This window comes from Sphingomonas sp. LaA6.9 (assembly GCF_022601895.1).
In the GTDB taxonomy this organism is placed as follows: Bacteria; Pseudomonadota; Alphaproteobacteria; order Sphingomonadales; family Sphingomonadaceae; genus Sphingobium_A.
The window spans coordinates 25,121-38,209 of record NZ_JAKVIO010000038.1; the positions used below are offsets into that span (position 1 = coordinate 25,121).

The following is a 13,089-nucleotide window of genomic DNA, read 5'->3' on the forward strand; positions in this document are numbered from 1 at the left end:
GCGCCGGGGTTTTGAAGCCCCGGCGCGAAGTGCGTTCAGTCGACCTTGGGCAGGGTCTCGAACTGGTGGAAGGGCGGCGGGCTCGACAGCGTCCACTCGAGCGTGGTCGCGCCTTCACCCCAGTAATTGCCTTCGGCCTTCTTGCCCGCGATCAGCGAGATGATCACGTTGATGAAGAAGATCGCCATGCCAGCGGCCATCAGCACATAGCCCCAGGACGCGACCTCGTTCCAGTAGGCGAAGCCATCGGGATAATCGGGATAGCGGCGCGGCATGCCCTGCAGGCCCAGGAAGTGCATCGGGAAGAACAGTACGTTCACGCCGATGAAGAACACCCAGAAGTGCAGCTGGCCGAGGAACTCGTTGTAGTGCTTGCCCCACATCTTGGCGAACCAGTAGTAGAACCCGGCGAACAGGCCGAACACGGCGCCCAGCGAGAGCACATAGTGGAAGTGCGCGACGACATAATATGTGTCGTGCATATAGTTGTCGATGCCGCCGTTCGCGAGCAGAACGCCCGTGACGCCGCCGACGGTGAACATGAAGATGAAGCCGAGCGACCACATCATCGGGGTCTTGAAGGTCAGCGAGCCGCCCCACATCGTCGCGATCCACGAGAAGATCTTGATGCCGGTGGGAACCGCGATGACCATCGTCGCAGCGGTGAAGTACATCTTGGTGTTCACGTCCATGCCGATCGTGAACATGTGGTGCGCCCACACGACGAAGCCGACGACGCCGATCGCGACCATGGCATAGGCCATGCCGAGATAGCCGAAGACGGGCTTTTTCGAGAAGGTCGAGATGATCTGGCTGACGATGCCGAAGCCCGGCAGGATCATGATGTACACTTCGGGGTGGCCGAAGAACCAGAACAGGTGCTGGTACAGGATCGGATCGCCGCCGCCCGCGGGATCGAAAAAGGCGGTGCCGAAGTTACGATCGGTGAGCAGCATCGTGATCGCCGCGGCCAGCACGGGAAGCGCGAGCAGCAGCAGGAAGGCGGTGATCAGCACCGACCATACGAACAGCGGCATCTTGTGGAGCGTCATGCCCGGTGCGCGCATGTTGAAGATGGTGGTGATGAAGTTGATCGCGCCGAGGATCGACGAAGCGCCCGCAAGGTGGAGTGCGAGGATCGCCATGTCGGTCGCGGCGCCGGGGCTGCCCGAGGTGGAGAGCGGTGCATAGACCGTCCAGCCCGTGCCCGAACCCGCACCGGTGCCGCCCGAAACGAAGGCCGAGCCGAGCAGCAGCGTGAAGGCGGGGATGAGCAGCCAGAACGAGATGTTGTTCATCCGCGGAAAGGCCATGTCGGGCGCACCGATCATGATCGGGACGAACCAGTTGCCGAAGCCGCCGATCATCGCGGGCATCACCATGAAGAAGACCATGATCAGGCCGTGCGCGGTGATGAGCGCGTTCCACAGGTGAAGCGCGTCGCCACCCTGAATCGCGGCCCAGGCCTCGAGATGCTGGATGCCCGGCTCGGCGAGCTCCCAGCGCATCAGGCCAGAGATCGCGCCGCCGATGATCCCCGCGACAATCGCGAAGATCAGGTAGAGCGTGCCGATGTCCTTGTGGTTGGTCGACATGAACCAGCGCGCGAAGAACGCCGGCTTGTGGTCCGCATCATGATGGTCGTGCGCGTGCGCGGCCTGAAATTCGGACGGAGTTGCTGCGATATCGGTCATGATCTCAGTTTCCGGTGGCGGCCGCGGCCGCGTTGGTGGCGTTGGCGGCAGGCTCGGCGGCCGCTTCGGTGGCGTTGGCGGGCGCCGCGGCGTTCGTCGCATTCGCCGCTGCAGCGGCATTGGCGGCGTTCGCAGCATTGGCGGCGTCGGCCGCAGCCTTTGCGGCCGCTTCCTCGGCGGCCTTTTCGGCGGGCATCTTGCCGCCCTTCGACTTCACCCAGGCCTGGAACTGTTCGGGCGACACCGCCTCGACAGCGATCGGCATGAAGGCGTGGCGGTCGCCGCACAGTTCCGAGCACTGGCCGTAATAGACGCCGGGCTTTTCGATGATGAAGCTGGTCTCGTTGGTGCGGCCGGGAACGGCGTCGAGCTTGATCCAGAACGCGGGCATCGCCCAGCTGTGGATCACGTCCGAAGCGGTGGTGAGCAGCTTGATCGGCTGGCCGACGGGCAGGACGACGCGGTTGTCGACGCCAAGCAGACGGGGCTCGCCGGCGGCCTTGGCCTGCTCGTCAGTCAGCATGTTGGCGGTAAACTCGATGCCGTGATCGGGATATTCGTACGACCAGTTCCACTGGTTGCCGATCGCCTTCAGCGTCACCGCTCCCTCAGGGGCAGGCTTGAACTGCTTGGCGAGTAGGCTGATCGAGGGAATCGCGATGCCGACGAGGATGAGCACCGGAACCAGCGTCCAGATCACCTCGATCAGCGTGTGGTGCGAGGTCTTGGACGCAACGGGGTTCGCCTTGGCGCGGTAACGCGCTGCCACCCAGAACAGAAGGAACAGGACGAGGATCGAGATGCCGACCATGACGGGCATCAGCACCCAGTCGTGCATCCACAGCGCTTCCTCACCGATCTTGGTGACCTGCGGCTGGATACCGATCGCACCGTCGACCGGCTGACCGATTCCCGCAACGGGCTTGGCGGCGGGGAATGCCGGCGCTGCCTCGACCGCATTCGCGGCGGTCTCGGTTGCAGCTGGGGCTGCGGCCGCCTCGGTAGGCGCCGTCGGGGCCGCTTCCTGCGCCAGCGCCGCGGACGGCGCCGCGGCGAGGCTCAACGCAAGAAACGCGGTCTTGAAGATATTCATAAGCGTCTCGATCTCACCCTCTTGGAAATGACCGGACACGACGATTCCCCCTCGTGCCCGGTCAATTTGGGGCGGCTTATAGGCACGGTTGTCGGATGCCTCAAGCATCTGTGACGATAATTTGAAGCAGTTGTCGGCCACATATGAAAAGCTATAAGGCGCGACGACAGGGAATGCTGGAGCCGATGCGATGACGGATGAGGAAATTTTGGCGGAATTCCGGGCGGCTGACGCTCTGCTCGAAGGCCATTTCATCCTCTCCTCGGGACTGAGGAGCCCCCGCTACCTCCAATGCGCGCGCGTGTTGATGGACCCGATGCGCGGCGCAAGGCTTGCCTCGTCGCTCGTTGCACGCATGCCGCGCGATATCCGGTCGAGCATCGAGATCGTCGTTTCTCCGGCCATGGGCGGCGTGATCGCGGGCCACGAAATGGGCCGCGCGCTCGGAGTCGAGGCCATCTTCCTCGAAAGGCCCGAGGGCGTTTTCGAACTGCGCCGCGGCTTCCGGCTCAAGCCGGGGCAGAAAGTGCTGATGATGGAGGATGTAGTCACCACCGGCCTTTCCTCGCGCGAGGCGATGAAGGCGATCGCCGCGGCGGGCGGCGAGGTGATCGCGGCTGCGGCGCTCGTCGACCGCTCGAACGGTCAGGCGCAGTTCGATGTCCCCTTCTTCCCGCTGATCGCGCTCGATGTGCCAAGCTATGCGCCCGACGCGCTCCCGCCCGAGCTCGCGGCCATCCCCGCGACCAAGCCGGGCAGCCGCAAGGAAGCCGCATGAAGCTGCGTCTCGGGGTCAATATCGATCACGTCGCGACGATTCGTAATGCGCGCGGTGGCTCGCATCCCGATCCGGTCAATGCCGCGCTGATCGCCGCGCGCGCGGGCGCCGACGGCATCACCGCGCATCTGCGCGAGGATCGCAGGCACATCACCGATGCCGATATCGCACTGCTGATGGATGCGCTGTCGGTGCCGCTCAACCTCGAAATGGCGGCGACCGAGGAGATGCTCGCGATCGCGCTGCGGCACCGGCCCCATGCGGCATGCATCGTCCCCGAAAAGCGCGAGGAGCGCACCACCGAAGGCGGGCTCGATGCAGCGGGGCAGCTCGCTCATCTCGCGCCCTTCGTCGCGCGGCTGAACGATGCGGGGATCCGCGTCAGCCTGTTCATCGAACCCGACCCCGCGCAGATCGAGGCCGCGATCCGCCTGAAGGCGCCCGTCGTCGAATTCCACACCGGCCGCTACGCGCACCTCGATGGGGCCGAACGCAGCGAGGAGCTGCGCCGGATCGCCGATGCGGCAGCGCTCGCGGCGAAGAACGGGATCGAACCGCATGCCGGCCATGGCCTGACCTTCGACAATGTCTCTCCCGTCGCCGCGATCCCGCAGATCGCCGAACTCAACATCGGACATTTCCTGATCGGCGAGGCGATCTTCACCGGGCTCGACAAGAGCGTCGCCAGAATGCGCGAACTCATGGATCTGGCGCGATGATCATCGGCATGGGTTCCGACCTGTGCAACATCGAGCGCATCCAGAATTCGCTCGACCGTTTCGGCGAGCGCTTCATCCAGCGCGTGTTCACCGATGTCGAACGCGCAAAGGCCGAGCGCCGTCCGTTCACGCGCGCAGGCACCTATGCCAAGCGGTTCGCGGCCAAGGAGGCCTTTTCAAAGGCGGTGGGCACCGGCTTCAAGCGCGGCGTTTTCATGAAGGACATCGGCGTGGTCAACGCCCCTTCAGGTGCGCCGACGCTCGCGCTGACCGGCGGCGCCAAGGCACGGCTTGACGCGCTGACGCCAAGCGGCCACGCAGTGACGGTGCATCTGACGCTGACCGACGATCATCCCTGGGCGCAGGCCTTCGTGATTCTCGAGGCGCTGCCGATCGGGGAGGAAAGCGCGTGAACGAACCCGCAGAGACGACCGGAACGGCCGACGATGCTGCCAAAAAGGGCACCGACTGGTGGGCCGAACTGCGCGCGATCATCTGGCTGGTCCTCGCGGTGCTCGGCTTCCACAGCCTGATCGCCAAACCCTTCTATATCCCTTCCGAATCGATGGTGCCCGCGTTGCTGACCGGAGACCGGCTCGTGGTCTCCAAATATCCCTATGGCTGGTCATTCGTTTCGGCGAGCTTCCATATATTGCCGCAATTTCCAGGCCGGTTGTTCGGCAAGCTGCCCGAGCGCGGCGACGTCGTGATCGTCAGCCCTCCCGGAATACGCACCGACTATATCAAGCGCGTTATCGGCCTGCCCGGCGATCGGCTGGAGGTCAGGAACGGCATTGTCATCCTCAACGGCGTGCCGATCCGGCGGACGCCAGCGGGCAATGCGCGCATCCCGGTCGATGCCAACATGCCGTGCAGCGGCGACGAATATCCCGGTGCGCTGCGCAGCGGCCCCGACGGCAGTGCCTGGTGCGAGCTGCCCGCGTTTCGCGAGACGCTGCCCGATGGGCGTACCTATACCGTCCTCGACACGGGCTATTCGATCGGTGACGATTTTCCCGCGACGACGATTCCCGAAAATCATGTCTTCGTGATGGGCGACAATCGCGATCATTCGGCCGACAGTCGCTTCCCCGTGGCAGGTCTGGGCTTGGGTGGGCCGGTGCCTTGGGAGAATATCGGCGGGCGCGCCGAGTTCATCACCTTCTCGCTCGACGGCTCGGCCAAATGGTGGAACCCCATCAGCTGGTTCACCGCCATGCGCGGCGGGCGCGCCTTCACCAGCCTGCATCCGCAGGAGGCCGAATAGGCATGCCGCATAGGGAGGGACGCACGGTCACAGCACCCGGGCCAAGCGAGGTCCATGATCCTGCCGTACGCGCCGAGATCAAGCGTGCCTTCATCTGGTTCTCGATGGCGGGCGCCTTTGCGCTCGTCGTGGTGCTGATCCAGCCGCTGCTCCTGATCCTGGGCGGCGTGATCTTCGCCGTGATCCTCGACGGGGGCACGCGCCTGCTCGGCCGAGTATTGCCGATCGGCCGGGGCTGGCGGTTGCTGATCGTCGTGGTGGCGGCGGTCATCTTCCTGTTCGGCACGCTCTACATGACCGGGGTCGAGATAGCGCAACAGGCAGGCCAGCTCCGCGAGACCATCACCGTGCAGGGCGACCGCCTGCTGGAATGGCTGACCCATACCGGGCTGATGCCGGGTACCGAGGACGTGAAGAGCCTTGCGCGCGAGGCATTCGGCTCGATCGGCCGGCTGACGAGCTTTCTCGGCTCGGCTTTCGGAGCGCTCACCAGCCTGTTCATGATCGCGGTGATCGGACTGTTCCTCGCCATGGAGCCGCGTATCTACGAGCGCGGCTTCCAGTGGCTGCTTCCCGCGGACAAGCGCGGCGAGGCCAAGATCACGCTCGACCGCATGGCCCATACGATGCGGCGGCTGATGGCGGGACGACTGTTCGGCATGTTCTTCGAGGGCTTGCTCACCTGGATCGCTCTGAGCATAGCGGGCGTGCCGATGGCGCTGATTCTCGGCATTCTGACGGGTGTGCTCGCCTTCATCCCCAATATCGGCGCCTTCATCAGCGGCGTATTGATGGTCGCGGTCGGCTTCAGCGCGGGGATCGAGACAGGCCTGGCGGCGATCATCGTCTATTTCGTCGTCCAGACCTTCGACGGCTATGTGCTGATCCCGCTGGTTGCCAAGAAGACCGTCGACATGCCGCCTGCGCTGACGCTGGGCACGCAGATCCTGTTCGGCACGCTGTTCGGCATCTATGGCCTTGCACTCGCCGATCCGATGGTAGCGATGATCAAGGTCGCGCTCGAGCGCCGTTCGGAGCGCGGCGTGGATGAGGCGCCGGCCTAGCCAGGCGGACGAGCTCAGCCGTCCGAGCCGAGGGCGCTCAATGACTGATGGCAGAAGCTGCTTGTCGGCAGTGGCCGGTCCGGACACGCCGGATTGCTGACATAAGATCCTCCCCAAGCTTGTCTCGGGAGGGGGACCGCGCGTAGCGCGGTGGAGCTGCCGGAGAGACACGCTCGGTGCCGCTGCTTGCCCCTCCACCATGCTTCGCATGGTCCCCCTCCCCAAGCGAGCTTGGGGAGGATCTGAAACGATGGCCCCCACTACAAATTGGTCGCGCTGATCCCTGAATGCAGTGCTTGAAACCAGACATGGTTGGCGGCCTGAATTTGGGAGTCGCCAAAGAAAAAGGCCGGCGCTTTCGCACCGGCCCTTTGGTTTCCTGAACCCGCGCTTACTGGCCGCCCGGGGGCATGCCCTGCGGCGGCAGCGCGCCCTGCGCCTGAAGCCGCTGCATCTCGGTCTGGATCTCGGCCATCGACTTGAAATCGAGCAGGTCGACCTCGAAGATCAGCACCGAATTGGCCGGGATGACCTCAGCGGGCGAGTTTTCGCCATAACCGAGCTGCGGCGGGATCCACAGCTTGTACTTGCCGCCGCGCGACATCTGTTTCAGTCCTTCGGAAAAGCCCGGCACGACGCCCGCCACGGGGAAGCTCGCCTGCGGATTCTCGTCGAAGACCTTGCCGTCGCGCAGCGTGCCCTTGTAGCCGACGAGCACCACGTCCTCATCGGTGGGCTTGGGGCCCTTGCCTTCTTCAAGCACCTGGTACTGGAGCCCCGAGGCGGTGGTGATGACACCATCCTGCTTCGCGTTCCATGCGAGGAACTGCTCGGGCGTGCCGGCATTGGCGACCGCCGCGCCCGAGGTGCCCAGATAAGCGCCGCCCGCGGCAACGCTCACGGCGAGCGCCACGCCGATCCAGAGTTTCGCGATCGAGCCCTTGGCGATCGGGCGAAGCGGAACGGCGGTCACCGACATGGACAGGCAGCCTCAGGTCTTGAGAGAAGGAAAACGCGTAGGGGAAAGCGCCGGATTTACCGGGCGCCGTCACGCTCCATGCGCTTGCGCTCCAGCTTGCGCGCGCGACGGATCGCAGCGGCACGCTCGCGTGCACGCTTTTCCGACGGCTTCTCATAGTGACGGCGCAGCTTCATCTCACGATACACGCCTTCACGCTGCAGCTTCTTCTTGAGCGCGCGCAGCGCCTGATCGACGTTGTTGTCGCGAACGAGGATTTGCATAAAGCCGTCAGTCTCCAATCTTCGATCCCGCACCGCAGCGACTCGCTGGCCGCGGCACGAAAGCCAATAAAAACGGGTCGTCGCGGGACGATTCCCGCGCCGTGTGGGGCGGCCAGTAACAGCGGAGCCGCGGATTTTCAAGCGACAATGCGCCTTTTGCGCGGTTTCGCCTTAGCCGAAGCGATAGGCCGAGACCTTCCAGCCCAGCACATGATCGGTGAAGTCGCGAGTCGCACCACCATCGCCCCCCGCCCCCAGCGCCACCATCAACGGCAACAGATGCTCCTCGCGCGGATGTGCGAAGCGCGCCTGCGGCAGATTCGCCCAGTCCGCGACGCGGGCGGCGCGCGCGGCGGGATCGGAATCGGTGACGGCCTCGGTCAGCGCTTCGTCGAAGATATCCGCACCCTCGGTCGCGGCGGGGCCACGGACGCGCATATTGTGGAAACTCATCCCCGAACCGATGATCAGCACGCCTTCGTCGCGCAGCGGTGCCAGCGCCCTGCCGGCCGCGATATGCGCCGCAGCGTCAAGATCGGCGCGCAGCGAGAGCTGCGCCAGCGGTATGTCGGCATCGGGCAGCGCCACCTTCATCGGAATGAAGACGCCGTGGTCCCAGCCGCGCGCCTGCTCCTCTGTAACCGCAAAGCCCGCGGCCTCCAGCAGTGCGGCCGCGCGTCGCGCGACATCGGGCGCGCCCGGCGCGTCCCAACGCAGCCGATAGGTATGTTCGGGAAAGCCGTGATAGTCGAAAAGCAGGTCGGGGCGCGCACCGGTGTGGACGGTGAAGTCAGGCTCTTCCCAATGCCCCGAGATCAGCAGGATCGCGCGCGGGCGCTCGGACAGGCTGGCGATCAGCCCGGCGAGATAGCGCTCCATGGGCTGCCACATCGGGTCCGTCGGGCCGTTTTCGTTGAGGAAGAAGCAGGGTCCGCCGCCATGCGGAATGAACAATACGGGCTGGGTCATGCCATTCATATCGGCACGTCATGCGCGCAAAACAAGCGCGGGGGCGTGCAGCCGGTGCACGCCCCCGCGTCGTTGCCCTGTTCGCTTCCGGCCGAAGCTCAGTACATGGGCCGGTTGCAGTTATAGGCGGGGATGGAGCCCTGGGCGGACTGGGCGAAGCCGTTGTAACGGGCATCGTCCTGGGCCAGCGCGTTCAGATACTCCTCGATATTGGGGTATCCATCGCCGTCCTTGTCGTCATTGGCATCCCAGACGTTGGGGTTGGTGTTATTGAAGCGCTTTTCCCAGTCGTCGGGCATACCGTCATTGTCGGTGTCGACCTTGGCCGCGCCCGGGGTGAGCTGCGCCCAGCCGCCGAGATCGGCGAGCGAGCCCGGCCAGTCGGCCTCGAACAGATAGGGCGATTTGTCGCAGGTACGGACATCGTCGATATAGCGCGCATCGACATTGTCGCGGCACGAGCCGTCGCGGCACCGCTCGGCGCCGGCATAGGCGAGCACCGCGCGCAGTGCCTGTTCGGGGGCGACGACGCGTGCGGGATCGAAGCTCAGCGACCTGCCCGGTGCGATCGCATAGCCGAGGTTCTGGACGACCTGGAGCCCCGAGCGCGCGCAGTCCTTGGCGCCTGTCGGGGTCACCCCGCAGATCGTCGAGGCGACGATGTGCGCCATGAAGCCCGCGGCCTGGACGAACGGATCACTCACGCTCTGCCCGAACTGTCCTGCAACGCGCGTGCGCGGGGTCACGTTGTCGCGGGCATAGATGTTGAAGCCATAGTTGAGCGTGGCACTGGGGGTATAGAGACCCATCAGATAGTTGCCGTCGCTGGGATTGTAGCGCGGCCCGCGAAGCGCGACGTTGCCGACATAATTGGCATACACGCTGCCGAACTGGTTGGAGACCAGCCCCGTCTCCGACGAGAAATTGTAGAAGACGTTGCTGATGATGTCCGCCTGGCCGACGGTGCCTGCGGCCGCGGGCGCGGTGCCCACCGCGATGTTGAGGCCGCGCTGCTCGCCATGTTGCGACAGATTGTGCGCGATGGTGATGTTGGCGGCGGGTTTGAGGAAGAAGGTCTTGCAGTGCAGCGACGAGGTATGCCCTGCGTTGCGGCACAGATTGGGTCCGATGACCGACCACTGTACGGTGCAGTTGGTGCAGCCCATGTCGAGGCTCTCGTCGGTGCCGAACATCGTCGAGACATGGTCGAGGATCTGGTTGTTGGTCCCCGACATGCGGATCGGATCGCCATTGAGCGAGCTGCGCCCGACATGCGGCCCAGTGCGCGTGCGGACATGCCGCAGGATCATGTCGTTGCCGCCGCTGCGCGTGTCGATCAGCGAATCGACGGGATCGTAGTTGGCGCCAAGCCGGAACTCGATGCCCCCCGGCGAGGTCTGGCCCGCGATATAGACCTTGGGCGTCTTGATATAGGCGGCCGACTGGATCTCGATCGCGCCCGAGACGTCGAACACGCAATAGCGCGGGCGGCCCGCAGGGATCGCGTAGGGCGTGGTCACCTGGAGCGCGAGCGCGCATTCGCGATAGGTGATCTTGCCGTCGGAGGGGTTCGCCGTGTCCTCGAGCGAGTTGATCTTGTAGACCACCGCGTTCGAGGCGCGCACGCTGGTGTTCTTGCCGAAGCCGATTGCGGTCGGGAAGGCGATGGGATGCTGTGCACGATCAGGGATCGCGCCGTCATCGGGGTTGCTGAACGCGCCCGCCACGCCGGTGCCGCCCGAGGTCGACCCCACCGTCACCGTCGCCGTCGACGACTGCACCGTGCCGGAGAAGCTGCATTCGACCCGATAGCTCGTGGTCGTCGCCGGCCTCACCACGACCGAGCCGCTCGCCGCCTTGGCGCCGGTGAACTGGCCGTCGCCGCTCGCGGTGCAGTTGCTCGCGCCCGTCGATGCGCTCCAGCTCAGCGTCGACGAACCACCCGCGGTGATTGACGCGGGCGTGGCGCCGAGCGTCACGGTCACTGTGGGCGGCGGAGAAGGCGTGGTGCTGCCGGTGACCTGGAGCTGCGATTGGGAAACCCAGCCGTCAGCGCCCGAGGCGAAATCGACCTGCCACCAGATCTGCGTCCCCTTCTTCACGGGGCCGCCGATGACCGTGCCGGTTGCGCCTGCATTCTGCAGCCCGACGCCAGTCGTCAGATTGCTTTGCATGACACGGAATTTGGCTGTCAGAGTTACGGCTTGTCCAATCGCGATGGATTGGGCGCTGACCGCCTTAAATGCCAGAAATAGCAGCGCAATGACACACAGCGCTGTGACGGCCATGCCCTTGGCAGACCTTAGTTGCGACCCGATATTCACGTGCGACCCCATTACTATCGGCGACTCGCGTCGCCGGTGCTCAACACTACGTTTTTACAAAGACTTGTTTACGAATGACTAAAGATTGACGCTCGAATCGAAGCCATGTGACAACTTCATGTTTTTGTGTGATTTTGTTGATGATATACTGCGAAAGTATTATTGGATTGGGTATTGTGGATGATGTAGCTATATTTGCGTTACGCGGCCGTCAACGGCATAAATATGCTGCTAACAATTTCTAATTCATGTAGTTGTGAAGATATTCTTTAGTTCACTTGCACCATTTGCAATCGTCGGCGACCTGTCATTGCAACCGACTGATTTTCTTCGCGGTTGTTCTTGATGGCGGTGGGCGCCGGCGCACGAACATTGCGCAATTCCACTCCCCACAGGGCAATATTTGATTTATCTGTTGCGTCGATGACCCGCTTCACCGTCAACAATCAGCCCGTTCATTATCGGATGGATCCCGAAACCCCGCTGCTGTGGGCGCTGCGAGACGCATCCAATCTCACCGGCGCCAAATATGGCTGTGGGCGTGGCGATTGCGGGGCGTGCACCGTCGATATCGACGGCGAAGCGCGGCGCAGCTGCCGTGTGACGATCGCGGAGATCGAGGGCAGCTTCGTCACCACGATCGAGGGCCTCTCGCGCGATCGCAGCCATGCCGTGCAGCAGGCATGGGCTGCCGAAAATGTCCCGCAATGCGGCTTCTGCCAGTCGGGCATGATCATGGCGGCGGCAGTATTGCTCGAGAAGAACCCCAATCCCACCGATGCCGATATCGACGCGGCGATGACCAATATCTGTCGCTGCGGCACCTATCCCCGGATCCGCCGCGCCATCCGGCACGCCGCGCGTATTGCCGCGGGCGGAGAGAATATCGCCGCAGCGCCGCCGCCGGGCATTGCCCCCGCCGACGCATCACGCGCGGTGCCCGCACTGCGCCCCGCCGCGCCAAAAGAGCGGCGTTGACGCGCTCCGCATCCGGAGAATCTGTCCACCGGCTTTCAACCCGGTTCAGCAATGGCTCATGGCGTCAATCGCATTGTAGGACCATGCGGTATTGGCGCCGTTCCCGGAGTGACGTGTAAATGAAAAGGTACCTTATGCTTGCGCTGCTCGCGGCCACCGCCGCATCGCCGGCGCTGGCGCAGCGCGGCGAGGGCGGCTTTCGTGAACGGCAACCGGTTGCGGATACGCCCGCACCTTCGCGCACGCCGCCGCAGACCCGCGCGCCGCAAGCCCGCCAGCAAATGCGCGAGCAACGACCGGAAGTGCGGCGCGAAAACCGCGGCGACGCGCCTCGGGCGCGCATCGACAATCGTCGCGACGCGAATGCCGTGGTCGGCGATCGTACGCGGAGCAGCGGCACCTGGCGCAATGCTCCTCAACAGCGCGCCGACAACGATCGCCGGGCTCGCATGAGCACCGGCGGCGCCCGGCTGACCCGCCCGGAACAGACACGGCCCGTAAGAACGCCACCCGTTCAGGCGGTATCGCCGTCGGCCGGACAGCAGCGCCCTGTCTGGAACGATCGCAATCAGCGGCGCCGGGACGATCGCAATCGCGACGACAACGACCGCGATCGCGGCGACCGCAACAGCCAGAACTGGAACCGCGACGGCAACCGCAACTGGAATGGCGACGGCAATCGCCGCTGGGACCGCGACGACAATGACCGGCGCTGGGATAACGACGGCAACCGCTGGAACGATCGTGATCGCGACGGGCGGCGCTGGGACCATAATGGCTGGCGCAACGACAAGCGCTACGACTGGCGTCGCTATCGCGAGTATAACCGGCATATCTACCGGCCCGGACGCTATTACGCCCCCTATGGCTGGCATTATGGCTATCGCCGCTTTGCGACGGGCGTCTATCTCGACTCGATGCTCTGGGGTTCGGGCTACTGGCTTGATGATCCCTGGTATTA

The 13,089-nt window shown here is 64.4% G+C and carries 14 protein-coding genes; 7 read left to right on the top strand and 7 right to left on the bottom strand.

Translation table 11 applies throughout. The features are described from left to right. Window positions 1–35: 35 nt before the first annotated feature. Together ctaD and coxB are read right to left on the bottom strand one after the other, a co-directional pair. Window positions 36–1,694 (bottom strand): cytochrome c oxidase subunit I, encoded by a 1,659-nt coding sequence (ctaD, locus tag MKI88_RS16720; protein ID WP_241632653.1) that lies wholly within the window; start codon window positions 1,692–1,694, stop codon window positions 36–38. Between the two features lie 4 nt (window positions 1,695–1,698). Beyond that, window positions 1,699–2,787, bottom strand: a complete 1,089-nt coding sequence (gene coxB, locus MKI88_RS16725; protein WP_241632655.1) for a cytochrome c oxidase subunit II — start codon at window positions 2,785–2,787, stop codon at window positions 1,699–1,701. Window positions 2,788–2,977: 190 nt separating this feature from the next. Here coxB and pyrE point away from each other — a divergent pair, with 190 nt between their 5' ends. Genes pyrE through MKI88_RS16750 form a run of 5 tightly spaced genes read left to right on the top strand, consistent with a single transcriptional unit; the run spans window position 2,978 to window position 6,615 of the window. Next, window positions 2,978–3,565: an orotate phosphoribosyltransferase gene (pyrE, locus tag MKI88_RS16730; RefSeq protein WP_241632657.1), complete on the top strand. Its 588-nt coding sequence runs from the start codon at window positions 2,978–2,980 to the stop codon at window positions 3,563–3,565. Further along, complete coding sequence (locus tag MKI88_RS16735) at window positions 3,562–4,284, top strand: pyridoxine 5'-phosphate synthase (protein ID WP_241632658.1); 723 nt, start codon at window positions 3,562–3,564, stop codon at window positions 4,282–4,284. The genes pyrE and MKI88_RS16735 overlap by 4 nt, the downstream gene beginning before the upstream one ends. Continuing rightward, window positions 4,281–4,697 carry a holo-ACP synthase gene (gene acpS, locus MKI88_RS16740; RefSeq protein WP_241632660.1) on the top strand — a complete coding sequence of 139 codons (417 nt, stop codon included), beginning with the start codon at window positions 4,281–4,283 and terminating at the stop codon, window positions 4,695–4,697. The genes MKI88_RS16735 and acpS overlap by 4 nt, the downstream gene beginning before the upstream one ends. After that, window positions 4,694–5,551, top strand: coding sequence for a signal peptidase I (lepB, locus tag MKI88_RS16745; RefSeq protein WP_241632663.1), 858 nt, complete (start codon window positions 4,694–4,696; stop codon window positions 5,549–5,551). Before acpS ends, lepB begins: the two co-directional genes overlap by 4 nt. Before the next feature lie 2 nt (window positions 5,552–5,553). After that, the gene (locus tag MKI88_RS16750) at window positions 5,554–6,615 is read left to right on the top strand and encodes an AI-2E family transporter (protein WP_241632665.1); all 1,062 of its coding nucleotides are present in this window, start codon (window positions 5,554–5,556) and stop codon (window positions 6,613–6,615) included. Between the two features lie 391 nt (window positions 6,616–7,006). Here the strand turns inward: MKI88_RS16750 and MKI88_RS16755 are convergent, their stop codons facing one another. The 5 genes from MKI88_RS16755 to MKI88_RS16775 all read right to left on the bottom strand — a co-directional run bounded on the left by MKI88_RS16755 (window position 7,007) and on the right by MKI88_RS16775 (window position 11,587). Next, the gene (locus MKI88_RS16755; RefSeq protein WP_241632667.1) at window positions 7,007–7,594 is read right to left on the bottom strand and encodes an FKBP-type peptidyl-prolyl cis-trans isomerase; all 588 of its coding nucleotides are present in this window, start codon (window positions 7,592–7,594) and stop codon (window positions 7,007–7,009) included. Window positions 7,595–7,650: 56 nt separating this feature from the next. Next, complete coding sequence (gene rpsU / locus MKI88_RS16760; protein ID WP_119759866.1) at window positions 7,651–7,857, bottom strand: 30S ribosomal protein S21; 207 nt, start codon at window positions 7,855–7,857, stop codon at window positions 7,651–7,653. 171 nt (window positions 7,858–8,028) lie between these two features. Then, complete coding sequence (locus tag MKI88_RS16765; protein WP_241632669.1) at window positions 8,029–8,826, bottom strand: class III extradiol ring-cleavage dioxygenase; 798 nt, start codon at window positions 8,824–8,826, stop codon at window positions 8,029–8,031. 98 nt (window positions 8,827–8,924) lie between these two features. Beyond that, window positions 8,925–11,000 carry a hypothetical protein gene (locus MKI88_RS16770; RefSeq protein ID WP_241632673.1) on the bottom strand — a complete coding sequence of 692 codons (2,076 nt, stop codon included), beginning with the start codon at window positions 10,998–11,000 and terminating at the stop codon, window positions 8,925–8,927. A 419-nt stretch (window positions 11,001–11,419) separates the two neighbouring features. Next, window positions 11,420–11,587 (bottom strand): hypothetical protein, encoded by a 168-nt coding sequence (locus MKI88_RS16775; RefSeq protein WP_241632676.1) that lies wholly within the window; start codon window positions 11,585–11,587, stop codon window positions 11,420–11,422. Between MKI88_RS16775 and MKI88_RS16780 the strand changes: the two genes are divergently transcribed. Together MKI88_RS16780 and MKI88_RS16785 are read left to right on the top strand one after the other, a co-directional pair. Continuing rightward, the gene (locus tag MKI88_RS16780; protein WP_241632679.1) at window positions 11,574–12,128 is read left to right on the top strand and encodes a (2Fe-2S)-binding protein; all 555 of its coding nucleotides are present in this window, start codon (window positions 11,574–11,576) and stop codon (window positions 12,126–12,128) included. The genes MKI88_RS16775 and MKI88_RS16780 overlap by 14 nt on opposite strands. Window positions 12,129–12,247: 119 nt before the next feature. Continuing rightward, a partial coding sequence (locus MKI88_RS16785; RefSeq protein WP_241632681.1) for a hypothetical protein occupies window positions 12,248–13,089 on the top strand: 842 nt, incomplete at its 3' end.

Bases quoted from the DNA above. Each gene is read 5' to 3' on its own strand.
- MKI88_RS16750 (WP_241632665.1), top strand. From the start codon at position 5,554: ATGCCGCATAGGGAGGGACGCACGGTCACAGCACCCGGGCCAAGCGAG.
- pyrE (WP_241632657.1), top strand. From the start codon at position 2,978: ATGACGGATGAGGAAATTTTGGCGGAATTCCGGGCGGCTGACGCTCTG.
- MKI88_RS16780 (WP_241632679.1), top strand. From the start codon at position 11,574: ATGACCCGCTTCACCGTCAACAATCAGCCCGTTCATTATCGGATGGAT.
- rpsU (WP_119759866.1), bottom strand. From the start codon at position 7,857: ATGCAAATCCTCGTTCGCGACAACAACGTCGATCAGGCGCTGCGCGCG.
- acpS (WP_241632660.1), top strand. From the start codon at position 4,281: ATGATCATCGGCATGGGTTCCGACCTGTGCAACATCGAGCGCATCCAG.
- MKI88_RS16765 (WP_241632669.1), bottom strand. From the start codon at position 8,826: ATGACCCAGCCCGTATTGTTCATTCCGCATGGCGGCGGACCCTGCTTC.
- ctaD (WP_241632653.1), bottom strand. From the start codon at position 1,694: ATGACCGATATCGCAGCAACTCCGTCCGAATTTCAGGCCGCGCACGCG.
- MKI88_RS16735 (WP_241632658.1), top strand. From the start codon at position 3,562: ATGAAGCTGCGTCTCGGGGTCAATATCGATCACGTCGCGACGATTCGT.
- coxB (WP_241632655.1), bottom strand. From the start codon at position 2,787: ATGAATATCTTCAAGACCGCGTTTCTTGCGTTGAGCCTCGCCGCGGCG.
- MKI88_RS16755 (WP_241632667.1), bottom strand. From the start codon at position 7,594: ATGTCGGTGACCGCCGTTCCGCTTCGCCCGATCGCCAAGGGCTCGATC.
- MKI88_RS16770 (WP_241632673.1), bottom strand. From the start codon at position 11,000: ATGCAAAGCAATCTGACGACTGGCGTCGGGCTGCAGAATGCAGGCGCA.